Origin of the sequence: Sediminicoccus sp. KRV36, from assembly GCF_023243115.1 — a bacterium.
Classification (GTDB): Bacteria; Pseudomonadota; Alphaproteobacteria; order Acetobacterales; family Acetobacteraceae; genus Roseococcus.
On sequence record NZ_CP085081.1, the window covers coordinates 3,264,247 to 3,286,797 of the forward strand.

Below are 22,551 nucleotides of genomic sequence, written 5' to 3' on the forward strand. Positions count from 1 at the left end.
GCGATAGCGCAATGGAGACAGCGGCTGGCTACCCACCCCATCCCGGATGCGTGCCTTCAGTCGATTGCGAAGGGATCCCAGGCGAAGACCGCATCCTCCCCCACTCAAGAGCGGCAGAATGCCCTCAGCGCAGTTCTTCCCCGGCCGAGGCAGCAACGGCTACCAGCCCGCTGACCGTCACAAGCATCGCCGCAGGCCAGAGCCACATCCACCAGCCGAGGCCGAGCACCGCAAAGCCCGCCGCCACCATCTGCCCCCAACTCGTCACCGCTGGATCACCCAGCCCGACAAAGGCCAATGCAGCCTCGGCCACTACGGCGCCGCCAAAGACGATCCCGGCAGCGGCCATGACCGGCCCTGCCAGATGCGGCAGCAGATGGCGCCGCGCCACCTGGAAAGGTGAAGCCCCCAGCGCCCAGGCCGCGCGCAGGAATTCCCGGCCGAGCAGGCTGCGCACTTCCATCCGCACGATCCGCGCGATCACCGGCCAACGCGTCAGGCCAAGCAGCAGCGCGAGATTCGTGGCAGACCCACCGAACAGGGCCGCCAACAGCACGGCCAGCAGCAGCGCCGGCAGGCTGGCCGTGATCTCGCCCACACGCATCAGGCCCTCATCGACCCACCCCGGCACGATGCCCGCCAACAGCCCAACCAGCACGCCAATCAGCAGGGCCAGGCCAGTCGCCACCGTCGCGACGGTGAGTGAGGTTCGGCCGGCTTGCAGCAATGCCGCCAGCATGTCGCGCCCCAGGTCATCGGTGCCAAGCGGATGCGCCAGGCGCGGCGAAAGCAAAGCCACATGCGGCTCCAGCATCGCGAGGGACCCGCTGGGCGCCAAGATCAGGCAAGCGACGTAGATCGCCACCAACAGGGCCAGCGCCGCGCCGCGCGCCGTCATCGGCCAGCGGGCCGCAGCCGGGGGTCAAGCCAGGGTGCCGCGGCATCGGCCAGGAGGTTCGCGGCCCAGGCCATGCCGCAGGCCGCAACCACCGTGCCGATCACCACCGGATGGTCCCGCGCCATCGCCGCGGAGACGGCCAGCCGCCCAAGGCCCGGCAATGCGAAGGCCACCTCGATCACCAAGGCTCCACCCACCAGGCTGCCCAGGCGCATGGCGGTCAGCGTTGCCACCGGCAGCCAGGCATTTGGCAGCGCATGCCGCCAGCGCGCCGCCGCACGTGACAGGCCACGCGCCTCGGCCGCCACGACATAGGGCTGGCGCATCTCCGCGATCAGCCCGGCACGAACCAGAAGCCCCACGAAGCAGAGTTGGTGCAGGGTCAGCGCCACGATCGGCAGGGCCAGATAGCGCAGCCGCTCCAGCCCCCAGGCCAGGCCGCCAGCCGCCGGTGCGCGTGAATCAGCGATGCCCTGCACCGGCAGCAGACCCAGGCCGAGCGCGAAGACCAGAACGAGCGCCTGCGCCACGACATAGCCTGGCACGGCATGCAGTGCCGAGAGCGCCGCCACCGGCCAGCGACGCTCGCTGGCCGAGGCGGCGAGGCCGATCAACGTCCCGGCCAGGGCCGCAAGCGCCGCCGCCGCCAGCGTCAGGCTCAAGGTCAGCGGCAGACGCTCCAGGATCAGCGCCGCGACGGACGCCTGCTCCCGCCAGGAGTGCCCGAGATCGCCCCGCAGCAGCCGCCCCATCCAGCCGAGCCAGACCTCGAAGGCCGGCCGGTCCAGACCGTAGCGGGCGGCCACCTCCTCCAGATAGCCCGGCGCGCCATACTCCCCGGCCAGCCCCACCGCCGGCCCGCCGGGCGCATGCCAGGCCAGCACGAAGGCAAGGCTGGCCGAGGCGAAGATGGCGATGAACCCGAAGGCCAGCCGCCGCAGCAGAATGCCGGCCAACCGCTTAGGGCCGCCGCCAGGCGCGCTCCGCCACCTGTCCCGACCAGGGCGCGAAATCAGCGAAGCGATCCTGCCAGGCGGCGAGGAAATCGGTTTCAACCAGCCACCAATAGGGCAGGTCCCGCGCCAGGATCGCCTGCGCAGCGCGATAGGCATCGCCCCGGAGTTTCTCGTCCTGCACGGAGGCGGCGATGTCGAATTGCCGGTCCACCTCGGCATTGCGGTAGCCGGCCGCGTTGGAGAACGGCACGTTGCCGATGGCGGAGGAATGCACCATGCGCCGCACGCCAATCTCGGGGTCGGTTCCGTTGCAGTAGGAAATCAGCGCCACATCAAAGTCACGCCGCGTGAACACCGCCTGCGCGAAGGCGGCGGGGTCCGGCATGCGCACGCGCAACGCGATGCCGAGTGGGGCCAATTGCTGCCGCATGATCTCGGACCAGCGGGCGAAGGCAGGGAAGTGCAGGATGTCGAGCGTGGTGCGCACGCCATCGGCCCCGCGGGCAAGCCCCGCCGCATCCAGGCGGCGATTGGCCTCCACCGGGTCGAGCTGCCAGGCCGCCAGGGTGCCTGGCCGATGCGCCCAACCAATGCCCGAAGCGATCGGCGCTTCCGCCACCCGGCCCTGGCCAAAACCCACCAGTTCCAAAATGCGCTGCCGGTCCAGACCGAGCGCCATGGCCTCGCGCAGCGCGATGTTGCCGGGGGTGGGGCGGTCCAGATTGAAGGAGAGGGTCATCACGCAGTTGGATCCACCGGCCGCTGCGCGCGTCTCGGTCAAGGTCACGCCGCGCCCGCGCAACCGCGCGGCATCAGGGGCGGAGATGCGGGCCAGCATGTCCACCTCGCCCGCCAGCAGAGCATTCACCTGGGTATTGGCATCGGGAATGATGCGGAACACCAGACGATCGAGGCGCGGCAAAGCGCTCTTGAAGTAGGCAGGGTTGCGGGCGAGCACCACCTGATCATCGCGCCGGTAACTCTCGAAGCGGAAGGGGCCAGTGCCGATGGGCCGCAGATTGACGGGGTTGGTGGTGGGGTCGGTGCCGGCGAAAAGATGCGCGGGCAGGATGGGCGCCTCGGTCACGTCCAGTTGCCGCAGCAGCGCCGGATGCGGGCGGTTCAGGCGGAACACCACGGTCAGCGGGTCCGGCGCCTCGATCCCGGCCAGGGCGGGTGCCAGGCCGGCGCGGGCACGCGCGTGGAAGCGCAGCAGCATTTGCTCAAAGCTGGCCTTCACGTCGGCGGAGGTGAAGGGTTGCCCATCATGCCAATGGACGCCCGGGCGCAGCCGGAAGGTGACGACGAGCCCATCCGGCGCCACATCCCAGGAGGCCGCCAGATCTGGCTCCGGATGCCCAGCCTCATCCAGCGCGACCAGCCCGTTGAACAGCGAACCAGCGATGGCGTGCAGGGGGCCGGCAGTGGAAATCGCCGGGTTGAGGTGGCCTGGATCGCCCGCGACAGCGATCACCGCCGTCCCACCCGAATGCTGCGCGGCCAGCGGCGTGGACAATGCCAGCGCGGCCGCCAGGATCAGGCAAAATCGGCGAGGCAACACGGCGCGGCACTCCGGCGAGGGGAGAGACAGGTTAGCTACCGTTAAGCGGATTGCCAATAATCGTCACACTCGAAAGCCGGGATGCCGGAGCTGCGCAGTTGCGCTAGCCTCGGTGGCGAGGGAGATCGCCGTGCAACGCCTGACCATCAGCCTCGATGACGACACCGCCGAAGCGCTTGACGCCTTCATGACGAACCGCGGCTACGATAACCGCTCGGAAGCGATGCGCGACCTGCTGCGCGCCGGGCTGCGCGATGCGGCAGGGGAGCGGGACCCATCCCTGCCCTGCGTCGCGGCCGTATCCTATCTGTATGACCATCATGAGCGCGAACTCGGCCGCCGCCTGACCGAGGCGCAGCATGCGCACCATGATCTGGGCGTCACGACGCTGCATCTGCATCTCGACCATCATCAATGCGTCGAGGTCGCGCTGCTGCGCGGCCCGGCCGCCCAGGTGCGGGGCTTTGCCGAGGCGCTGGTGCGCGAACGCGGCGTTCGGCTGGGCGGCATCAACGTCATGCCCATTCCGCAAGCTGCCGCGCCGCCCGCACGCCGGCTGGCCCGGCAAAAAACGTAACGACGAGACGAGCCTGGCGCCCAGCGAGGCGCGCCATGTCCCTCGGCAGCATCTTCGATATGCTGTCAACTCGAACAAGGAGCAGGGCATGATCATCCGCAGCGCCATGCGTCGCCTGCGTCTCCCAGAGCCGCAGGGGCAAGCCATCAAATGGCCAGCCATGCGGGACACCCCCTAGATGAGCCGCATGGCGCTGCTGGCCTGGGTGCTGCTCGGTCTTCTTGGCGGGGCGATCCTGCTGGCGCTTGGCCAAAGCGCCGCGGCCGGCTGGGCCTGGTCCATCACGGCCCTGCCGGTTGCCGCGCATGTCGCCATCGGCGTCGCGCGCTCCCTGCTGGGCGGGAAGCTCGGCGTGGACATCATCGCCCTGGCCGCCATCCTGGCCGCCGTCGCCATGAGCGAGCCGCTGACCGGCGCCGTGGTGGCGCTGATGGTGGCCGGAGGGGAGGCGCTGGAGGGTTGGGCCGAGGGCCGTGCCACGCGGGCGCTGACCGCCCTGCTCGCCCGCGCGCCGCGCCAGGCCGCGCGCGTGACAGCTTCAGGCATCGAGGAGATCGGCGTCGCCGCGATTGCCGTGGGCGACATCCTGCTGGTCCGTAAGGGCGAGACCGTGCCGGCGGATGGCGTGCTGGAAGACGAGGCCGCCACCCTTGATGACAGCGCATTGACCGGCGAATCCCTGCCGGTGAACCTGCTCCGCGGTGGCAAGCTGCGCAGCGGCGCGGTGAATGCGGGGGGCGCCTTTCGCCTCCGCGCCACGCACACGGCCGATGCCAGCAGCTACGCCGCGATCATCCGGCTGACGCGTGATGCCGCTGAAGCCCGCCCGCCCCTCGCGCGCCTCGCGGATCAATGGGCGCTCGGCTTCGTGGCGCTGACGGCAATCGTGGCAGGCGGGGCCTGGGCCTGGACGGGCGATGCCGTGCGGGCACTGGCGGTGCTGGTGGTGGCCACCCCCTGCCCGCTCATCCTCGCGGCCCCCATTGCGCTGGTGGCGGGTATCGGCCGGGCGGCCTCCCGCGGCATCGTCATCAAGGGCGGCGGCGCGCTGGAGCGACTGGCCCGCATCCGCACCGTGCTGTTCGACAAGACCGGGACGCTGACCACCGGCCAACTGCGCCTCGTGGCCATGGATGTGGCGCCGGGGATGGAGCGTGATGCGGCGCTGCGGCTGGCCGGCATCCTGGCGCAGGGCTCAACCCATCCGGTTTCTGAGGCATTGGCAGGCGCCGCACGTGCGCGTGCCCTCGACCTGCCGTTGCTTGACGCGCCGGAGGAAGCGGCTGGCGGCGGTGTGGCCGGCAGCGTGGCGGGCCAGCATCTGCTGCTCGGCAGCCAGGCCTTCCTGGCGCGGCGCGGCGTGGCCGATCTGGGCAGCCTTGGCGCTTCGCCGGCGGTGGTGGCCGTGGCGGGCTCGGTCTCCTGGCTGGCGCAGGAGGGACGGGCGGTCGCGGTCTTCGTCCTGGCCGATGGTCTCCGCCCGGAAGCGCCGCGCACCCTGCGCGCTCTGCGCGCGCTGGGTGTGACGCGGATGGTGATGCTGACCGGTGATCGTGCGGCCGCCGCCGCACCCATCGCGGCGGCGCTGCGCCTGGATGCCGTGCAGGCCGATTGCGCGCCAGCACAGAAGATCGCGGTGGTGCAGCAGGAATCCGTCACGGCGCCGACGGCGATGGTTGGCGATGGCATCAACGATGCGCCGGCCCTGGCCGCGGCCGGGGTGGGCATCGCGATGGGCGCGCAGGGCACGGCGGCGGCGGCCGAAGCGGGCGATGTCGTGCTGCTGGTGGACCGGCTGGACCGCATCGTGGATGCCATCGCCATCGCGCAGCGCAGCCGGCGCATCGCCTTGCAGGCCATCGCCCTGGGCATGGGGCTCTCAGGCCTGGCCATGATTGCGGCAGCGATGGGCTTCCTGACGCCCCTGGCCGGTGCGGTGCTGCAGGAGGGGATTGATGTCGCGGCGATCCTGTTCGCGCTGACCGCGTTGCGGCCTGGCTGGCGTGAGGCGACACCCGCACCACTGCCGGCTTCGGCCGGCCTGGTGGAGCGGCAGGCCGAGCACGCAGCGCTGCGCCACCTGGCCGAGGCGCTGCGCGACGCGGCGGATGCGATGGGGGCCGGGCCAGAATCACTGCCCGACATCGCGGCATTGGAGGCACGACTGAGGGCGGAGGTCCTGCCGCATCAGCGTGCCGAGGAACGCACCCTCTACCCGCTTGCGGCGCAGCGGCTGGGCGGGCTGGACCCGATGGGGCCGCTGATCCGGATGCATACCGCGATCGAGGTGCTGGTCGGTGAAGTCGGCAACCTGATCGCCGCAGCCCAAGGCCCTGATGGCTGGGCCGCGGCCTCGGGCCCCCTGCGCCGCAGCCTGTTTGAGCTGGAGGCGATGCTCAGCCTGCACCTGACCATTGAAGAAGAGGCGCTGGCGGAGTTCAACGCAACGGCCGCGTAGGTTTCAGCCGGGCCTGTGATGTGATCTTTGCGCCAAGGCGACGCGCGCTCCCGCGTGATGGCAGAGGGCCGCCGCGGATGCGCAGCTGTTGCGTTGCTCCACCCCTTGCGCCGCCCGGGGCCATGAGGCCGCTGGTGATCAGCCCGACGCGGCTTCGCTGAGCAGGCGTTGCAGCAGGGCGGTGAGATCCGCGGCACGCACCGGCTTGTGCAGCCGAAGAAAATTCCGTTCGGCGATGCCACGCAGCGTCTCAGTCGAGATATCTGCGGTCAGGATGATGATCGGCACGGCCATGCCCAATCTTTCCCGCAACAAATCGCCAAGCCGCAACCCGTTGATACCCTTGGGCAGGTTGAAATCCGCCAGGATGATTTCGGGGCGGATGGCGCCGCGCGCGATCAGCGCGAGTGCAGCCTCACCATCCGCCGCCGCGATGGCGGCATGCCCTTCCGCCGTCAGCACCCGCACCAGCAGATCACGGACAGCGGCATCATCCTCCACGACGAGGATGGCCCCGGTCCGATGCATGCTGGCAGGCAGCGTGGCCGGTACCGGCAGGATGGCAGCCGCCCCGCAGACCGGCACCGTGATCGAAAAGACGGAGCCTCGTCCAGGCCTGGATTGCACGTCCAGGCCATGCCCCAGCAGCACGGCGAGCCGCTGCACGATGGCAAGCCCAAGGCCAAGCCCGCGCTCCCGCTCGCGCGCTGCATTGTCGAGCTGATGGTACTCGTCAAAGATCGCCTTCTTGTCCTTTTCTGGAATGCCGATCCCGGTATCCCAGACCTCGATGCGGAGCAGGCCTGCGCGGCGCCGGCAGCCCAGCAGGATGCGGCCCTCCCGCGTGTATTTCAGCGCGTTTGACAGAAGGTTGCGCAGAATCTGGTCGAGCAGCCGTGGGTCGCTCCTGATGCTGAGTCCACACGGTACGACACGCAGATCCAGCCCCTGTCCGGCGGCCAGGTAGCTGAACTCCTCACGCAGCTGGTCCAGCAGCCCATCCATGGAGAAGGCGATGGGGTTGGCCTTGAGCGTCCCGGTCTCGATCTGGTTGATGTCGAGCAGCGTATCCAGCATCCCCGCCATCGCGGCGAGTGTGGGGGCCTGCATCGCCACGAGCTTGCGCGCTTCATCACCCTCCACGATCTTCGCCAACAGGTCCCGCAGCAGGGTCAGTGTCTGGAGCGGCTGGCGGAGGTCATGGCTGGCAGCCCCCAGGAAGCGTGACTTCACGGCGCTCGCCTGTTCCGCGCGGTGCGTCGCCTCCTCCAGCAGGGCGGCTGTCTTCCGGCGTTCGGTGATGTCCACAAAGGTGATGACCACACCCGCCACCGTCGCATCCTGCGCGCGATAGGGGAGGACGCGACGATTGAACCAGGCGCCCTCAGCTGTCGTGATCTCCTGCATGCGGGGTGCCGCGCCCGCGAGCACAGCCGCCGCATCCTCCAGCAGGGCCGCATCCGTGGCGAGCGAGCGCAGATCCGCCAGCGGGCGGCCGAGATCGCCGGACAACACGCTGAACACCGCGCGTGTGGCCGGCGTGAAGAACCGGATATGCAAATTCGCATCCAGGAAAATTGTTGCTTCCTCAGTGCTGTAGAGGACGTTTTGCAGATCGTTGGAGGTGGTCCGGCTGTGCTCCAGCGTTTCCTGGAGTTGGCCGTTCAGCACGGTCAATTCCTCGTTCAGCGATTGCAGCTCCTCCTTGGAGGTCAGCAACTCCTCATTGGTGGACTGGTATTCCTCATTCACCGAGAGCGCCTCGTCATTCAGCGCGCGCTGCTCCTCGGCCGCACCTTCGAGGTCCTGAATGGCGCCATGCAATTCGGCACGCGTGCTCTCCAGCTCGCGCTCGAGGACGGCGATGCGTGGCTGGTTTCGGGCTGCAGGGGGCCGGCCCGGCGAAGACACGGCAGGGGGCGCTTCAATGAAGCAGACGAGCAGCAGCATTTCACCGTGATCGAGGATTTGCCGGATATCGATGATCGGATTCCGCCTGTCATCGCGCAGACATGCGCGGCCAGGCTCACGCGCCGCGGCCAAGGCGGATCGCAATCGCGCCCTGAGTCCAGGCCGCGCAATCGCCAGGAGTTGCTGGGTGGCGGCGCCGGACGCATGCAGCAGATAGCGGTCCGTGGGACCCAGCGAATGCAGGCATCGATTCTGCGCATCCACCAGCACGGCGGCGGGGCCATAATGCTGGTCCAGAATACGGCGACACTGCTCCGCCATCCTCATCGGCCGAGGCGGCGTTGCACTGCGTGGCACTGTGGCGAATGCCGCGAAATCCAGGCCATGATTGGCCGGGCTGTCACCCATATGGCGCCGCCAGATGCGCTCGGCCTTCGCCACCACGGCGAAGCCTGTTTCATTGGCGCCCAGGGTCTCCGAGCCGCCGAGCAGCAGGATGCCGCCCGGGCGCAGTGCGAAGCGGAACAACGCGGCCACGCGCGCCTGCGCCTGGGGCCGGAGATAGATCAGCAGGTTGCGGCAGGAGATGAAATCAAGCCGCGAGAAGGGCGGGTCCGCCAGCACATCCTGGACGGTGAACACCACCAGGGAGCGCAGTTCCCCATTGACCAGCCAGGCATCATCCTCACGCGTGAAGAAGCGCTTCAGCCGCGCGGGCGAGACGGCGGATTCAATCACGGCGGGGTAACGCGCCTGCCTGGCTGTCGCCACGGCATCGGCATCCTTGTCGGAGGCGAAGATCTGCAGCCGGATATCCTGACCCGCGGCTGCGATCGCTTCACGAAACAGGATCGCCAGGGACCAGGTTTCCTCACCCGTGCTGCAACCGGCCACCCAGATTCGCAAGGCCTGGCCGGCCGGGTGCGAGGCGAGCATGTCGGGGATGACGCGCTCGGCCAGTAGCGCGAACACCTCTGGATCGCGAAAGAAGGCGGTCACATGGATCAGCAGATCCTTTGCCAGATGCTGGGCCTCGGCGGGATCGGCTTCGAGCAGGGCGAGATAGCTTTCCAGTCCGGGCGTACCGGCCAGCCCCATGCGGCGCTCAATCCGGCGGCGCAGCGTGCCTGGCTTGTAGAGGCTGAAATCCGTGGCTCCGCGCTGCCGCAGCAACGCCACGATCCGCGCCAACCGATCCTCCGCGGCACGCGCGGAGGGTCGGGGCTGGCGCTGCAACGACCGCGCCACCAGCGCCTCAGCCATGGCGGCCACGGGGAGCACCAAGTCTACGGCATTGGCGGCGATGACAGCACCTGGCATTCCGCCGAAGCCGGCCTCGGCCGGCTCCTGTGCCAGCACGAAGCCGCCCGCTGCCCGCAGGGCCAGGGCGCCCTTTGTGCCATCCTCGCCAGTGCCCGACAGCACAACGGCCATGCTGCCCGCCGCATCGGGTTCCGCAGCCAGTGAACGCAGCAGCACATCAAAGGGCAGCCGCGCGCCATGCCGCTCCGTGGGGAGTGAGACCACAAGCCGCCCGGCCCGCACTCCCAGCGTTGTACCGGGCGCGATGATGTAGAGATGCTCGGCCTCGATCACCGCTCCGTCGGTGGCCTGCAGCACGTTCAGAGATGTGTGTGTGGCCAGCAGCTCCACCAGCAGGCTGGGATGCATCGGGTCGAGATGCTGCACCAGAATGAAGGCGAATCCCGGTTGCTTCGGCCAGGCATCCAGGAAGCGGCGACTGGCCTCCAGCCCGCCGGCCGAGGCGCCGATGGCAATGATGGACAGAGCCTTGCCCGGAGAGTCTTGTGCGATGGCTGGCACGGCACGCTCCTGGTTCTGGCGGAGCACTGCTGCGCCCAACCATTCAGCCACTTATCATCATTCGGCCCGCACGCGTGAATATTCAGGCCAGAAATGTATCGTGGGCGTCAGCCAGTTCCGACGTCAGCCACATGGGCCTTGCCTGCAGTTCACCTGACAGGAGGCGTGAGGCAACATCTGGGAGCTTGGGCATGAGGGTGATACCATTCCGGAATGTTGCCGCGTGCCTGGCGGCAAGCCCCAGCTCTTCAGGCGGGGAGCGGAGGAGCCTGATGCTTCGGGTGCTGATCATCGAGGATGAGGTGGTGATCGGGATGTTGCTCGCGCAGCTTCTCGCGGCCATGGGGCATGAGGTGACGGCCGTGGAGGGTACCGAGGAGGGCGCCGTGGCGGCCGCCGGCAAAGCCCGGCCGGACCTGATCCTGGCCGATGAGCGACTGCGTGCCGGCAGTGGTATCTCCGCCGTGGAGCGAATCCTGCGGGATGGCTTCATCCCGCACATCTGGATGAGCGGCGCCCCAACGCATCGGGCGATCCTGTCCCGCGGGGTGGCTGAGCTGCGCAAGCCCTTCTCGGAGCTGGAGCTGGAGCTGGCGATTGCGCAGGTGACCATGTCCGCGGCGGCCATGGGCGCAGCTGGCCCGCAGAACCCCTGATACCCGGGCCGAGGCCCATGGCACGAAGCATCACCTCCGCGTCCTGCCAAAGGGCGGGCGCCGGGCGTTGCGCCGCAACCGAGGGACACTCCGGAGCAGATCGCGCACGCCTTGGGGGAGCACGCGCTCGGCCGGACCTCGGCAGATTGCGCGCGTCACCGACATGGCGCCGCGCCGGCCGGTCATGTAACCCGGCGCCCCCGGAAGCCGCGGGTTGCGCAAACGTCATGCCGCCGAAAGTTGTCGCAGCGCATTTCCGAGCGTTATTCCGACAGCCCGGCACGGTCTTCGTCCGGCAGCCACCCTGAGGAGAGTTTCCAAGCATGCGCTCCATGATGTTCGCCGCCGTTTTCGTGGCGCTTTCACCCCTCGCTGCCGTGGCACAGGACGCGCCGGCGGGCGTGGTCGAAAACGGCCAGCGCCTGTTCAACCAGTGCCGCGTTTGCCACACGCCGAATGAAGGCGGGCGCAACGGCGTCGGCCCCAACCTGTATCGCGTCTATGGCCGCCCGGCCGGCTCGATCGAGGGCTTCCGCTACTCCGCGCCGATGCGCGAGCGCGCGACGGCCGGCCTGGTCTGGAACGAAGCCAATCTGCGCGCCTATCTGGCCGACCCCAAGGCGGTGGTGCCGGCAGGCTCCATGTCCTTTCCAGGCTTCAAGGAAAATGCGCAGAACATCAGCGACGTGATCGCCTATCTGCGCTCGGTCGGCGGCCAGTAGCCACCGACGGGCGTGCCCGGCCACTCCTGGTGAAGTTTTGTGGCCACGTCCTCACCCGGGCATTCCTGCCTGGGTGAGGGCTTCACCGCCGCCAGCGCGTCGCAAGATCCCACAGATGGGCGGCGAGCGCGCCGATCAGGGGCAGCGCAACCAGCGGCCATCCAGCGCCTGTCAGCGATGCCCGGAGGCTGAGCGCGAAGGCGGCCCCTGCCAGCAGGAAGGGCAGGACTGCGGCCAGCGCCACGCCTCGCCCGGTTCGGCTGTGGTAGAGGCCCAGGGCCACCCCCTCCAGCAACAGCACCAGCAGAATCAGATCGGCCACGCGACCGGAGGCGAAAAAATCCGCCATCACGCCCGGACCGTCCAACATATTCTCCGCCACTGCCCCAACACCCGGCTCTCTTATGACGGCCACGCCGCCCTTGCCACCCCTGTCAGGGTATTGCAGGAAGGTCAGGAATGCCCATTAAGGGAGGGTAAGTTAGATGCATGGAGGAATGGTTCGATGCGGGTTTGGATGATGGCGGCAGCAGCCCTGGCGCTTGCGCCGCTGAGTGGCGCAATGGCACAGGATGCTGATGCAGGGGCACGGGTATTCAACCAGTGCCGCGCCTGCCACACGATCAATCAGGGTGGCCGCAATGGCGTGGGCCCCAATCTGTACGGCCTGTGGGGCCGCCCGGCCGGCTCGATCGAGGCGTTCCGTTATTCGGCGCCGATGCGGGCCAAGGCCGGTGAGGGCCTGGTCTGGAACGTGGACAACCTGCGCGCCTATCTGACCGACCCCAAGGCCGTGGTGCCCGCAGGCTCCATGTCCTTCGCCGGCATTCGCAACGAGCAGCAGTTGAATGACCTGCTGGCCTATCTCGAGCGCGCCAGCACAGCCCAGTAAGCCGGGAAGCGGCCAAAGGGTCGGCCTTGACGCCGACCCTTTGGGCCCGTTGCTCAGTCCTGCGCTGGGCCGAATTCCGCGTCGCGATGCACCCAGGCACTGATCAGCAGGCCAAAACCTATCATCGTCGTCAACATGGCGCTGCCACCATGGCTGATCAGCGGCAGCGGCACACCGCCCACAGGAATGCTGCCCGTGACCATGGCGACATTGACGAAGATGTACAGAAAGTAATTGGTTCCCAGGCCGATCGCGAGCAGCCTGCCGAATTGATGCCGGCAGCGCAGGGCGACCAGGAAGCAGAACCCCACAACACTCATCAGAAGGGCCAGGGTGCCCATGGCGCCCACCAGGCCAAATTCCTCGGCAATCATCGTGAAGATGAAATCCGTCTGCTTCTCCGGCAGGAAGTTCAGATGGCCCTGGGTGCCCTGCAAAAACCCCTTGCCCCACAACCCGCCTGAGCCCAGCGCGATCTTGGACTGGATGATGTTGTAGCCGGCCCCCAGCGGGTCGGATTCGGGATCAAGGAAGGTGGTGATCCGGGCGCGCTGATAATCGCGCAAATTCTCATAGACGATGGGCGCCGCCGCCACCGCCGCGCCAATGATCGCGGCAAATTTCCACCAGCGCACGCCCGCCGCCCAGAACATGGCACCACCCAGCGCGGCCGTGATGAGCGCCGTGCCGAGATTGGGCTGCTTGAAGATGAGCGCCACCGGCACCAGCGTCAGCACCGCCGGGATCACCAGGAAAAACGGATTGCCCACCCTGTCCCAACTCGCCCGATGGAACCAGGCGGCCAAGGCCAGGACCAGCATGATCTTCATCAATTCCGAGGGCTGCAACTGCAGCGGCCCCAAATCGACCCAGCGCTGCGCCCCCTTCCCCACTTCGCCATGCAAGGCCACCAAGACCAGCAGCCCGACGCCCCCCAGATAGCCAAGCGGCGCAAGCTTCGCGATCACCCGGATATCCACGAAGCCGATGCACAGCATCAGCACGAGGCAGAAGCCAAACCGCAGCGCGTGCTTCGTGGCATAGAGATCAGGATTGCCGCTGCCGGCCGAATAGAGCGCGACATACCCCACCGCCGCCACGGAACAGAGCAGCAAGACGAAAAGCCAGGGAATCTGCCAGAGCTTCTGGAGAATGCCGGCGCCACGATCACCGGTGAGCAGGCGCTTCTCAAAGACGGTGGACATTATGCTGCCCTCGTTCGGTGCGCGGGCAGGTTGCAGGCTTGCGCCATGCCCTGGCCGACCATGCACGGGCGCAGCGCGCCGCGGCGCAACCCTGGAGCATCCGGCGCCGCCTTCATGTTCCGCGTCCCACATCCGCCACGCGTGGTCCGGGCGTCTGGCGGAAGCGGTTGAAGGTTTCAACCAGCGCATCCCGCGCCAATGGGGCGGCCGTGCCCGAGCCCGAGCTGCCATGCTCGACGATCACGCTCACCGCATAAAGCGGATTGTCATGCGGCGCATACCCAACAAACAGGGCATGTGGCCGCCATTCGCGCGGCACCTGGCTGACATGGAAGCCCCGCTCGCGCTGCTCACGCGTTACGCGGCGCACCTGGGTGGTGCCGGTCTTGCCCGCCATCATGCCGTAGCCGCCCGGCAGGCGGGAGGGCAGCGCCGTGCCGCCAGGCTCATTCACCACCGCCCACATGGCATCCCGCACGAGGCGCATGTCACGGTCGGGGATACCCATGCTGGGCCAGTCCTCCGGCCGGCTGCCGCGCACCGGGCGGCCGCCGATGCTGCGCGTCAGATGCGGCTGGATCGCGCGGCCCGTGGCCAGCCGCGCCGTCATTGTGCACAGGCTGAGCGGAGTGAGCTGGTAGAAGCCCTGCCCAATGCCATGCACCACCGTGTCGCCCAAGGCCCAGCCCCGCCCCTGCGCCTCACGCCATTCACGCGTCGGCACAAGGCCGCGGCGGGTGCCCGGCAACTCGATGTCGAGGTCCACCCCGAGGCCGAACCGCCGTGACATGGCGGCGATGCGGTTGATGCCCAGGCGCTTGGCCAGTTCGTAGAAATAAACGTCGCAGCTGACCTTGAGCGCGGTGCGCATTTCCACGCCGCCATGACCGCTGCGATTCCAGCAATGGAACCGGCTCTCGCCCAGGTCGAAATGGCCGGGGCAGGTGACGCGCTCGCCTGTGCTGATGACGCGCGCCTCAAGCCCGGCCAGCGCCACCACCATCTTGAAGGTCGAGCCCGGGGCGTAAAGGCCGTTGGTCGCCTTGTTGATCAGGGGTGTTGCGCGGTTGGCCGTCCATTGCCGCCATTGCGCGCCGCTGACGCCGGAATTGAACACATTCGGGTCGAAGCTGGGCTGGCTTGCCATGGCCAGCACTTCGCCATTGCGTGCATTCATGACGACGATGGAGGTGCCTTCCTCAATCTTTCCGCGCAGGGTCTTCTGTAATTCGGTATCGACGCTGATCTCGATATCCTGGCCGGGCATGCCCTCGCGCCGGTCCAGTTCGCGGATCACGCGGCCCACGGCATTCACTTCGAGTTGCACAGCGCCGGCGCGGCCTCGCAGCACCTGGTCGTGATGCCGCTCAATCCCGGAGCGCCCGACACGGATGCCGGGCAATTGCAGCAGTGGGTCGCCATCCATGTCGCGCTCGGCGGGTGGCGCCACATAGCCGACGATATGGGCCAGATGCTCGGCCTCGGGGTAGATCCGGGTGGTGCCGACATCGATCAGGATGCCGGGCAGGTCGGGCGCGTTGACTTCGATCCGCGCCATCTCCTCCCAGGTCAGGAATTCGCGCACGATCACGGGCACGAAGCGGCGGCGGCGGCGGACATCCCGCTCCACCCGGGCGCGTTCATGGTCGGCCAGCGGCACGATGCGGCTGAAGGTTTCCAGCGTGGCGCCGACATCGGCCGTGTGCTCGGCCACCAGCAGCGCGCGCCAGTTGAGGCGATTGCCAGCCACCACCCGCTCATTGCGGTCCAGCACGCGGCCGCGCGGTGGCGAGAGCAGCCGGGCGGAGAGGCGATTTTCCTCGGCCAGCGTGGCGTAGCGCTCACCCTGTTCCACCTGCAGCTTGTGCAAGCGGTATCCCAGGAAGCCAAAGGCCCCCAATTGCGTGCCGCCCATGAGCAAGGCGCGGCGGGTGAAGACGGAGCGCCGCTCCTCTTCCTCCCGCTTGACGCCGCGCATTGAGAAATTTTCAATCCCGCCTTTCGAGCGACGGAAGATGCGCGGCATCTTCATGACCGCACGCCCCCGGCGTGACGCATCGAAAAATTCTCAATCCCGCCTTTCGAGCGACGGAAGATGCGCGGCATCTTCATGACCGCACGCCCCCGGCGTGACGCATCGAAAAATTCTCAATCCCGCCTTTCGTGCGACGGAAGATGCGCGGCATCTTCACAGTGCCGTCTCCGCCCGGCGCATGGCCGTGTGCAGGCGCGCCAGCACCCAGGCCAAGGCCGGGTAGAGGCCGACCGCGATGCCGAACTGGTGCAATCCCGGCGCTGCCGGCGGCAACATCCAGCCAAGCACAGCCTGCAGCGCCCAGCCCAGCGCGCCAGCCCCGGCGGCGAAGGCGCTGAACACCACCCAGGCCGAGAGAAAGGATTGCCGCACGAGGAAATCGCGGAGGCGCAGCGTCACCCCATGCAGGATGAGCAGGGTCAGCACCCCCGTCCCGAGGGCGGCAAAGGAGAGGAGATCCTGCAAAAGACCAAGAAAGAACACCACGGGTGCGGGCATGGCAGCCGGACGGAAGATCGTCCAGAAGAAAATGCAGGGCAGCGCCACGGCGCCGATGATCCCGGGAAGGCCCACGGGGACCGCTGCCAAAATGATCAGGAAAGCGGTAAAGAGTCCCGGAAATCCCGCGCGCGCAGCTGCATCCAGGCGCTGGAGCAAGCCCATGGGCGGCTCCGGCCGGCCCTTGGAGACCATGCGGTCAGCGCCGCCCGCGCGGCTCGGGCCGGGCCACGGATTCCGGCGGCAAGATCCCGGAAAGCCCGAAATCAAACAGCCGCAGCACATCCAGCCGCTCCAGATGCGCGAAAAGCTCCACCTCAACGGCGCCGCTCTCTGTCCAGCGCACCACGCCGACCGGCAGCCCGGCCGGGAAGGCGCCCGCCTGAGCGCTGGTCACGACGCGATCGCCTTCGCGCGGCAAGGTGCCCTCAGGCCAATGCTGGAGCCTTGGCCGCGCCGCGTTGTTGCCCACCATGATGGCCCGTGCCCGGCTGGTTTCCAGCGTGACCGGCACGCGACTGTTGATGTCCGTCGCGAGCAGGACGCGGGCGGAGCGGCTGCCCACCTCCGTCACGCGGCCTGCGAAGCCGCGCTCATCCAGTGCGATCTGCCCTTTGCGCACATTGTGTTGCGGGCCCGTCGCCAGCAGGACAGCGCGGGCATAGGTGCCGCCCGCATCCGCCACCACGCGGGCCGTGCGGAATTGCGGGGCGGGGTCCGGCACCCAGGAGAGCTGGCGGCGCAGGAGCGCGTTCTCGGCCTCGAGGGCCAGGGCCGTCGCTTGCCAACGGCGCAGACGCTCATTTTCCTCGATCAGGCGGGCATTCTCGGCCCGCATGTTCCACAGCGCCTCACCCTCCTGCACCGCATCACGCACGGCGGAGACAGGTTCCTGCACGGCGCCCCAGATGGGTGCCAGAGCATCCGCCAAGGACATCCGCATGCGCTCGATCAGCAGCGCATCCGCCTTGCCCAGCAGCATGATGCCGAAGGCGGCCGCGATCAGCACCGGCAGGGAAAGCCGGGCTAAAGCCTGTCTCAGCGGGATACTCAGACGGATCACGGCATCTCCGCCCCATGGGGCCCATCGAGGGATTGAGACCATTTCCGCCACGGCATATCCAGCCGTATCGGAGAAAAATGCTCAGGACTACACAACAGGATCGAAGAGTGATTCGGTAGCTCTCAATACATCGAAGTCAGCACCTGGCGAAGCCGCTTCAGCTCCTCCAGGGCGCGGCCAGTGCCCATCGCCACGCAATTCAACGGCTCCTCTGCCACAACAACGGGCAGGCCTGTCGCATCGCGCAGCACTTCATCCAGCCGGTACAGCAGGGCCCCACCGCCGGTGAGGACAATTCCCTTGTCCACGATATCGGCCGCCAGTTCGGGCGGCGTATTCTCAAGGGCCACTTTCACCGCATCCACGATCGACGTGACTGGCTCCATCAGCGAATAGGCAATCTCCCGCTGGCTGACCAGCACCTCGCGCGGGACGCCGTTCATCAGGTCCCGGCCCTTGACCTCGGTGAGCGGGCCTTCCTCGCCATCCAGCGGAGGGGCCGCGGCGCCGATGGTCATCTTGATCCGTTCGGCCGAGCTTTCGCCGATCAGCAGGTTGTGGGTGCGGCGAATATACGAAATCACCGCCTCATCCATTTTGTCGCCACCCACGCGCACGCTGCGCGCATAGACAATGCCGCCCAGCGAAATCACGGCCACTTCCGTCGTGCCGCCGCCAATATCCACGACCATGGAGCCCGAAGGCTCGGTCACGGGCAGGCCGGCGCCGATCGCGGCCGCCATCGGTTCCTCGATCAGCAGGACCTTGCGGGCGCCAGCGCTTTCGGCGCTTTCCTGGATGGCGCGGCGCTCCACCGCGGTCGAGCCGGAAGGCACGCAGACGATAATGAGCGGCGAAGTGAAGCTGCGGCGGTTATGCACCTTGCGGATGAAATGCTTGATCATTTCCTCCGCCACTTCGAAATCGGCGATCACGCCGTCGCGCAGGGGGCGAATGGCGGCGATGTTGCCGGGCGTGCGGCCCAGCATCTGCTTCGCCTCCTCACCGACCGCGAGCACCTGCTTGCGGCCGCGATTGTCGGAAATCGCGACAACAGACGGCTCGTTCAGCACAATGCCCCGGCCCTTCACGTAAACGAGTGTGTTCGCGGTGCCGAGGTCAATGGCCATGTCGGCGGAGAGGAAGCCGAACAGGCGAGAGAACATGCGGGGAGCCTTCCAGAGGGTGGCCATGGGGTGGTCTGAGACAGGGACCCCTAGCCCCAAGTGTCCCCTGGGGCAACCCGTTGCGCGCGCGCCGCCTCGCCAGGGCCGCGCCGGCCGTGGCATGATTGGGGATAATCGCCGGCTGAACCGGCGCAAAGCCATCCTGGAGGATGCCCCGATGACCATGACCACCCGCCGCGCTGCGCTGCTCAGCGGACTCGCCCTCGGCACTCCCGCTTTGAGCGCTTTCGTTCCAGCCGCGCCAGCCCGCGCCCAGACCGCCTATCCGGCGCGGACAGTCACACTGGTCGTACCCTATGCCGCCGGTGGTGCCACCGACATTCTCGGCCGCATCCTGGCGCAGGGCCTGCAGGAGCGGCTGGGCGGCAGCTTCATCGTCGAGAACCGCCCCGGCGCGGCGACGGCCATCGGCGCGCGCGCCGTGGCCCGCGCGCGGCCTGCGGACGGGCACATCCTGCTGGTGGGCACCAATGTCAGCTTCACGGTCAACCCGTCCCTGTTGCCCGATCTCGGCTATGATCCCGTGGCGGATTTCGCCCATGTCAGCCTGCTGGCTGAAACACCCTATGTGCTGGTGGTCCATGCGGCGCGAGGCCCGGCCAGCCTGGCCGCCTTCCTGGAGCGGGCGCGCGCCCGGCCGGGGGCACTCAGCTACGGCTCCTTCGGCAATGGCAGCATGGCGCATCTGGCGGCCGAAATCTTCGCCGAGCGCGCGGGCGTGACCATGACGCATGTCCCCTATCGCGGCAGCGGCCAGGCCGTGCCCGACCTGCTGGCCGGCAATATCGACCTGATGTTCGACACGGTGGCCTCCGCCAAGCCGCATATCCAGTCAGGCCAGTTGCGGGCGCTGGGCGTGACCGCCACCGCCCGGCTGCCGGCCCTGCCCGAGGTGCCAAGCTTCGCCGAGCAGGGGCTGGCCGGCGTGGTGGTGACCGGGTGGTTCAGCGCCTCGGCCACCGCGGGCACCCCAGCCGCGGTGCTGGCGACCCTGGCGAGCACCACGGCGGAGGTCTTTGCCGCCCCCGCCGCGCGGCAGCGGCTGGATGCACTCTCCCTCTCGGCGCCCGAAATGGGGCCGGCCGCGATGCAGCGGCAGATCGCGACCGAGACCCCGCTCTACGCGGCACTCATTCGCCGGCTCAATATCCGGGTCGAGTGAGGCTTACTCGGCCGCGACCGGGGGCGGCTCGGTCCGCTCCCGCTTCACCAGCAGCTTGTTCAGCGCGTGCACATAGGCCCGCGCGGCGGCGACGATCGTATCCGTATCCGCCCCCTGCCCGTCCACGAGCTTGCCGTTTTCCTCCAGACGGATTGTCACGCGCGCCTGGGCGTCGGTGCCGCCTGTCACGCTCTGGACAGCGAACAGCTTGAGATTGACCTCATGCGGGAAGGCGGCGCGCAGCGCGTTGAAGGTGGCATCCACGCCACCATCCCCCATGGCCATGCCATCACGGCGTGCCCCGTCCACATCAAGCGCGATGGTCGCCATCGGCTTGGTGCCCATGCCGGTGGAGACATTCAGGCCGGTCAGCTTGATGCGGTCATTGCCGCGGCCGACCTCGTCATCCACGAGGGCGGCGATGTCCTCGTCGTAAACCACCTTCTTGCGGTCGGCCAAATCCTTGAAGCGCTTGAAGGCGTCATTCAGCTGGTTGTCGCCGACCTCATAGCCCAGGGTCTTCAACCGGTCGCGGAAGGCGGCGCGACCGGAATGCTTGCCCAGCACGATGGAATTCGTGGTCCAGCCCACGGATTCCGGCGTCATGATCTCATAGGTGCTGGCATCCTTCAGCACGCCATCCTGATGGATGCCGCTCTCATGCGCGAAGGCGTTGCGGCCGACGATGGCCTTGTTGGGCTGCACGTCGAAGCCGGTGATGGTCGCCAGCAGCTTGGAGGTGCGCAAAATGCGCTTGCTCTCGATGCCGGTCCGCAGGCCCAGCGCGTCATGCCGGGTGCGGAGCGCCATGGCGATCTCCTCCAGGCTCGCATTCCCGGCGCGCTCGCCGATGCCATTGATGGTGCATTCGATCTGCCGGGCGCCGGCCTGGATGGCGGCCAGGGTATTGGCCACGGCCAGCCCCAGGTCATTGTGATTATGCGCCGAGAAGATCACCTGATCCGCATTCGGCACCTTGTTCATCAGCGTCGAGAAAATCAGCCCCATATCGGCCGGCAGTGAGTACCCCACCGTGTCCGGGATATTGATGGTCGTGGCGCCCGCCTTGATCGCCGTCTCGACGCAACGGCAGAGGAATTCGAGATCAGAGCGCGAGCCATCTTCGGCCGACCATTCGACATCGGCCGCATGGTTGCGGGCCAGGCTCACGCTCTCGGTGATGCGCTCCAGCACCTCTTCCCGCGTCATGCGCAGCTTGACGCGCATGTGCAGATCGCTGGTGGCCAGCACGATATGGATGCGCGGGCGGGCGGCGGGCTTGGTCGCCTCGGCCGAGGCCAGGATATCCGCGGCATTCGCGCGGCTCAGGCTGGCGATGACGGGACCATCCTTGGCGAAGCGCCTGGCGATGGATTGCACGCTCTCGAAATCGCCGGGGCTGGCGATGGCGAAGCCCGCCTCCAGCACATCGGCGCCGAGTTCATGCAGCGCCTCGGCCATGCGCAGCTTCTCGTCCAGATTCATGGAGAAGCCCGGCGATTGCTCGCCGTCGCGCAAAGTCGTGTCGAAGATGATGATGCGGCCAGCGTCGAGCGTGCCGAAGGAGGGATGGTTGATGCTCATGGGTGATCTCGCAGAGTTCGAAGGCTTTCCGGTGAATACCCCTGGTGGACCAGGGTCCCCTGAGTTGTGCGGGCCGCGCGCGGCCTCAGCTCACACCCAGGGGCGGGAAAGTCGAAGCGGAAGAAGGCCGAGCGAGACCGACCGGGCCCGCTGCACAAAAGCGAACAACCCGGCGGACAGCATCAAGCATGCGGTCATCATCGCCATGCGCGCACCATAAGGCGGCAGCGAAAGGCGATCAAGCCAAGCATGGACGTGGCGCGCCGTCCCGGCCAAGCTGCCCGCAAAGCAATGACCGGAGGAAACACCATGCGCCGCCCCCTGATGGCCCTTTGCGCCCTGTTCCTGACCCTTCCCGCCGCGGCGCAGGCCCAGGGGCAGGCCCAAGGCCAGGAATGGCAGCCCGAGCGGCCGGTCCGCATCATCCTGCCCTTTCCGCCTGGTGGCGCCACGGATTTGATCGCCCGCATCCTGGCCGAGCGCGCCTCGCGCGATCTGCCGCATCGCTGGGTGGTGGAGAACCGCTCGGGCGCCAATGGCAATATCGGCATGGCGGCCGCCGCGCAGTCCGCACCCGATGGCTATACGCTGGGCGCCTGCACCATCGGCAATTGCGCGATCAACGCCGCCATCTATGCCCGTATGCCCTTCGACATCGAGCGCGACCTGGTGCCGGTCTTCTGGAGTGCCAGCGTGATGAACGCCCTGGCTGTCCGCCCCGACCATCCGGCGCGTGATTTCCAGCAATTCGTGGCCTGGGCGAAGCGCGAGGGCCCACGCGTGAATTTCTCCTCCTCGGGCTTTGGCGCCTCGAACCACCTGCTTGGCGAATTTCTCAATGGGCGGCTTGGCCTGCAGATGACGCATGTGCCCTTTCGCGGCGGTGCGCCGGGAATGCAGGCGGTGATCTCGGGGGACACGCAGCTCTTTTTCGAGAACACGCCGACGCTGATCGGCGCCATTCGCGGCGGGCAGCTGCGCGCGCTGGTCGTCAGCGGCCGCACGCGTGATGCAGCGCTGCCGGATGTGCCCACGCTGGAGGAGGCCGGCATGCCGGATGCCGTGATCGAGCCCTGGTTCGGCTACATGGCCCCGCGCGGCACGCCGCCCGCCGTGGTGGCACGACTGAACGCCCTGCTGAACATGGCGCTCACCGATGAACTGGTGCAGTCGCGGCTGCGTGACATGGGAGCCCGCCCGGAAGGCGGCCCGCCTGAGCGCTTCGTCGCCCATGTCAACAGCGAAGTCACGCGCTGGCGCGAAGTGGTCAGGGTCAATCGGATTGAAAGAATTACCGAGTAATCTTCTCGGTTTAGATATGCGGTTTTCGATCCCCTCTTCTCTCCCGAGGGGATTGGCGTG

At 67.8% G+C, this 22,551-nt stretch carries 18 protein-coding genes; 7 read left to right on the forward strand and 11 right to left on the reverse strand.

What is annotated here, in order from left to right:
* Nucleotides 1–124 precede the first annotated feature (124 nt).
* Genes LHU95_RS15475 through LHU95_RS15485 form a run of 3 tightly spaced genes read right to left on the reverse strand, consistent with a single transcriptional unit; the run spans nucleotide 125 to nucleotide 3,415 of the window.
* The gene (locus LHU95_RS15475) at nucleotides 125–898 is read right to left on the reverse strand and encodes an ABC transporter permease (protein ID WP_248707858.1); all 774 of its coding nucleotides are present in this window, start codon (nucleotides 896–898) and stop codon (nucleotides 125–127) included.
* The gene (locus tag LHU95_RS15480; RefSeq protein ID WP_248707859.1) at nucleotides 895–1,854 is read right to left on the reverse strand and encodes an ABC transporter permease; all 960 of its coding nucleotides are present in this window, start codon (nucleotides 1,852–1,854) and stop codon (nucleotides 895–897) included. The genes LHU95_RS15475 and LHU95_RS15480 overlap by 4 nt, the downstream gene beginning before the upstream one ends.
* Nucleotides 1,855–1,858: 4 nt before the next feature.
* On the reverse strand, nucleotides 1,859–3,415 hold the full coding sequence (locus tag LHU95_RS15485) for an ABC transporter substrate-binding protein (RefSeq protein WP_248707860.1): 1,557 nt from the start codon (nucleotides 3,413–3,415) through the stop codon (nucleotides 1,859–1,861).
* A 130-nt stretch (nucleotides 3,416–3,545) separates the two neighbouring features.
* Between LHU95_RS15485 and nikR the strand changes: the two genes are divergently transcribed.
* Nucleotides 3,546–3,992: a nickel-responsive transcriptional regulator NikR gene (nikR, locus tag LHU95_RS15490; RefSeq protein ID WP_248707861.1), complete on the forward strand. Its 447-nt coding sequence runs from the start codon at nucleotides 3,546–3,548 to the stop codon at nucleotides 3,990–3,992.
* A 178-nt stretch (nucleotides 3,993–4,170) separates the two neighbouring features.
* Entirely contained in the window at nucleotides 4,171–6,450 is a 2,280-nt protein-coding gene (locus LHU95_RS15495; protein WP_248707862.1) for a heavy metal translocating P-type ATPase, read from the forward strand.
* Between the two features lie 138 nt (nucleotides 6,451–6,588).
* Here LHU95_RS15495 and LHU95_RS15500 read toward each other — a convergent pair whose 3' ends face one another.
* A complete protein-coding gene (locus tag LHU95_RS15500; RefSeq protein ID WP_248707863.1) occupies nucleotides 6,589–10,185 on the reverse strand; it encodes a chemotaxis protein CheB in 3,597 nt (1,198 codons plus the stop codon).
* A 272-nt stretch (nucleotides 10,186–10,457) separates the two neighbouring features.
* Between LHU95_RS15500 and LHU95_RS15505 the strand changes: the two genes are divergently transcribed.
* Nucleotides 10,458–10,841, forward strand: a complete 384-nt coding sequence (locus LHU95_RS15505) for a response regulator (RefSeq protein ID WP_248707864.1) — start codon at nucleotides 10,458–10,460, stop codon at nucleotides 10,839–10,841.
* Between the two features lie 323 nt (nucleotides 10,842–11,164).
* Nucleotides 11,165–11,563 carry a cytochrome c family protein gene (locus tag LHU95_RS15510; protein WP_248707865.1) on the forward strand — a complete coding sequence of 133 codons (399 nt, stop codon included), beginning with the start codon at nucleotides 11,165–11,167 and terminating at the stop codon, nucleotides 11,561–11,563.
* Nucleotides 11,564–11,645: 82 nt separating this feature from the next.
* Here LHU95_RS15510 and LHU95_RS15515 read toward each other — a convergent pair whose 3' ends face one another.
* Nucleotides 11,646–11,933 (reverse strand): hypothetical protein, encoded by a 288-nt coding sequence (locus tag LHU95_RS15515; protein WP_248707866.1) that lies wholly within the window; start codon nucleotides 11,931–11,933, stop codon nucleotides 11,646–11,648.
* A 192-nt stretch (nucleotides 11,934–12,125) separates the two neighbouring features.
* On the opposite strand from LHU95_RS15515, the gene LHU95_RS15520 reads away from it, so the two are divergent.
* Entirely contained in the window at nucleotides 12,126–12,455 is a 330-nt protein-coding gene (locus LHU95_RS15520; RefSeq protein WP_248707867.1) for a cytochrome c family protein, read from the forward strand.
* Nucleotides 12,456–12,508: 53 nt separating this feature from the next.
* Here the strand turns inward: LHU95_RS15520 and rodA are convergent, their stop codons facing one another.
* The 5 genes from rodA to LHU95_RS15545 all read right to left on the reverse strand — a co-directional run bounded on the left by rodA (nucleotide 12,509) and on the right by LHU95_RS15545 (nucleotide 18,422).
* The gene (rodA, locus tag LHU95_RS15525; protein ID WP_248707868.1) at nucleotides 12,509–13,660 is read right to left on the reverse strand and encodes a rod shape-determining protein RodA; all 1,152 of its coding nucleotides are present in this window, start codon (nucleotides 13,658–13,660) and stop codon (nucleotides 12,509–12,511) included.
* A gap of 112 nt (nucleotides 13,661–13,772) precedes the next feature.
* The gene (gene mrdA, locus LHU95_RS15530) at nucleotides 13,773–15,638 is read right to left on the reverse strand and encodes a penicillin-binding protein 2 (RefSeq protein WP_248707869.1); all 1,866 of its coding nucleotides are present in this window, start codon (nucleotides 15,636–15,638) and stop codon (nucleotides 13,773–13,775) included.
* 210 nt (nucleotides 15,639–15,848) lie between these two features.
* A complete protein-coding gene (locus LHU95_RS15535; protein ID WP_248707870.1) occupies nucleotides 15,849–16,268 on the reverse strand; it encodes a rod shape-determining protein MreD in 420 nt (139 codons plus the stop codon).
* Between the two features lie 124 nt (nucleotides 16,269–16,392).
* A complete protein-coding gene (mreC, locus tag LHU95_RS15540; RefSeq protein ID WP_248707871.1) occupies nucleotides 16,393–17,256 on the reverse strand; it encodes a rod shape-determining protein MreC in 864 nt (287 codons plus the stop codon).
* 122 nt (nucleotides 17,257–17,378) lie between these two features.
* Nucleotides 17,379–18,422 carry a rod shape-determining protein gene (locus tag LHU95_RS15545; protein ID WP_248707872.1) on the reverse strand — a complete coding sequence of 348 codons (1,044 nt, stop codon included), beginning with the start codon at nucleotides 18,420–18,422 and terminating at the stop codon, nucleotides 17,379–17,381.
* A gap of 178 nt (nucleotides 18,423–18,600) precedes the next feature.
* Here LHU95_RS15545 and LHU95_RS15550 point away from each other — a divergent pair, with 178 nt between their 5' ends.
* The gene (locus tag LHU95_RS15550) at nucleotides 18,601–19,605 is read left to right on the forward strand and encodes a tripartite tricarboxylate transporter substrate-binding protein (protein ID WP_248707873.1); all 1,005 of its coding nucleotides are present in this window, start codon (nucleotides 18,601–18,603) and stop codon (nucleotides 19,603–19,605) included.
* A gap of 3 nt (nucleotides 19,606–19,608) precedes the next feature.
* On the opposite strand, the gene LHU95_RS15555 is transcribed toward LHU95_RS15550, so the two are convergent.
* Nucleotides 19,609–21,189 carry a 2-isopropylmalate synthase gene (locus LHU95_RS15555; protein WP_248707874.1) on the reverse strand — a complete coding sequence of 527 codons (1,581 nt, stop codon included), beginning with the start codon at nucleotides 21,187–21,189 and terminating at the stop codon, nucleotides 19,609–19,611.
* A 309-nt stretch (nucleotides 21,190–21,498) separates the two neighbouring features.
* On the opposite strand from LHU95_RS15555, the gene LHU95_RS15560 reads away from it, so the two are divergent.
* The gene (locus LHU95_RS15560) at nucleotides 21,499–22,491 is read left to right on the forward strand and encodes a tripartite tricarboxylate transporter substrate binding protein (RefSeq protein WP_248707875.1); all 993 of its coding nucleotides are present in this window, start codon (nucleotides 21,499–21,501) and stop codon (nucleotides 22,489–22,491) included.
* Nucleotides 22,492–22,551 lie beyond the last annotated feature (60 nt).

Bases quoted from the DNA above. Each gene is read 5' to 3' on its own strand.
- LHU95_RS15550 (WP_248707873.1), top strand. From the start codon at position 18,601: ATGACCATGACCACCCGCCGCGCTGCGCTGCTCAGCGGACTCGCCCTC.
- LHU95_RS15545 (WP_248707872.1), bottom strand. From the start codon at position 18,422: ATGTTCTCTCGCCTGTTCGGCTTCCTCTCCGCCGACATGGCCATTGAC.
- LHU95_RS15505 (WP_248707864.1), top strand. From the start codon at position 10,458: ATGCTTCGGGTGCTGATCATCGAGGATGAGGTGGTGATCGGGATGTTG.
- mrdA (WP_248707869.1), bottom strand. From the start codon at position 15,638: ATGCGCGGCGTCAAGCGGGAGGAAGAGGAGCGGCGCTCCGTCTTCACC.
- LHU95_RS15510 (WP_248707865.1), top strand. From the start codon at position 11,165: ATGCGCTCCATGATGTTCGCCGCCGTTTTCGTGGCGCTTTCACCCCTC.
- rodA (WP_248707868.1), bottom strand. From the start codon at position 13,660: ATGTCCACCGTCTTTGAGAAGCGCCTGCTCACCGGTGATCGTGGCGCC.
- LHU95_RS15560 (WP_248707875.1), top strand. From the start codon at position 21,499: ATGCGCCGCCCCCTGATGGCCCTTTGCGCCCTGTTCCTGACCCTTCCC.
- LHU95_RS15515 (WP_248707866.1), bottom strand. From the start codon at position 11,933: ATGTTGGACGGTCCGGGCGTGATGGCGGATTTTTTCGCCTCCGGTCGC.
- LHU95_RS15475 (WP_248707858.1), bottom strand. From the start codon at position 898: ATGACGGCGCGCGGCGCGGCGCTGGCCCTGTTGGTGGCGATCTACGTC.
- LHU95_RS15520 (WP_248707867.1), top strand. From the start codon at position 12,126: ATGGCACAGGATGCTGATGCAGGGGCACGGGTATTCAACCAGTGCCGC.
- LHU95_RS15495 (WP_248707862.1), top strand. From the start codon at position 4,171: ATGAGCCGCATGGCGCTGCTGGCCTGGGTGCTGCTCGGTCTTCTTGGC.
- LHU95_RS15555 (WP_248707874.1), bottom strand. From the start codon at position 21,189: ATGAGCATCAACCATCCCTCCTTCGGCACGCTCGACGCTGGCCGCATC.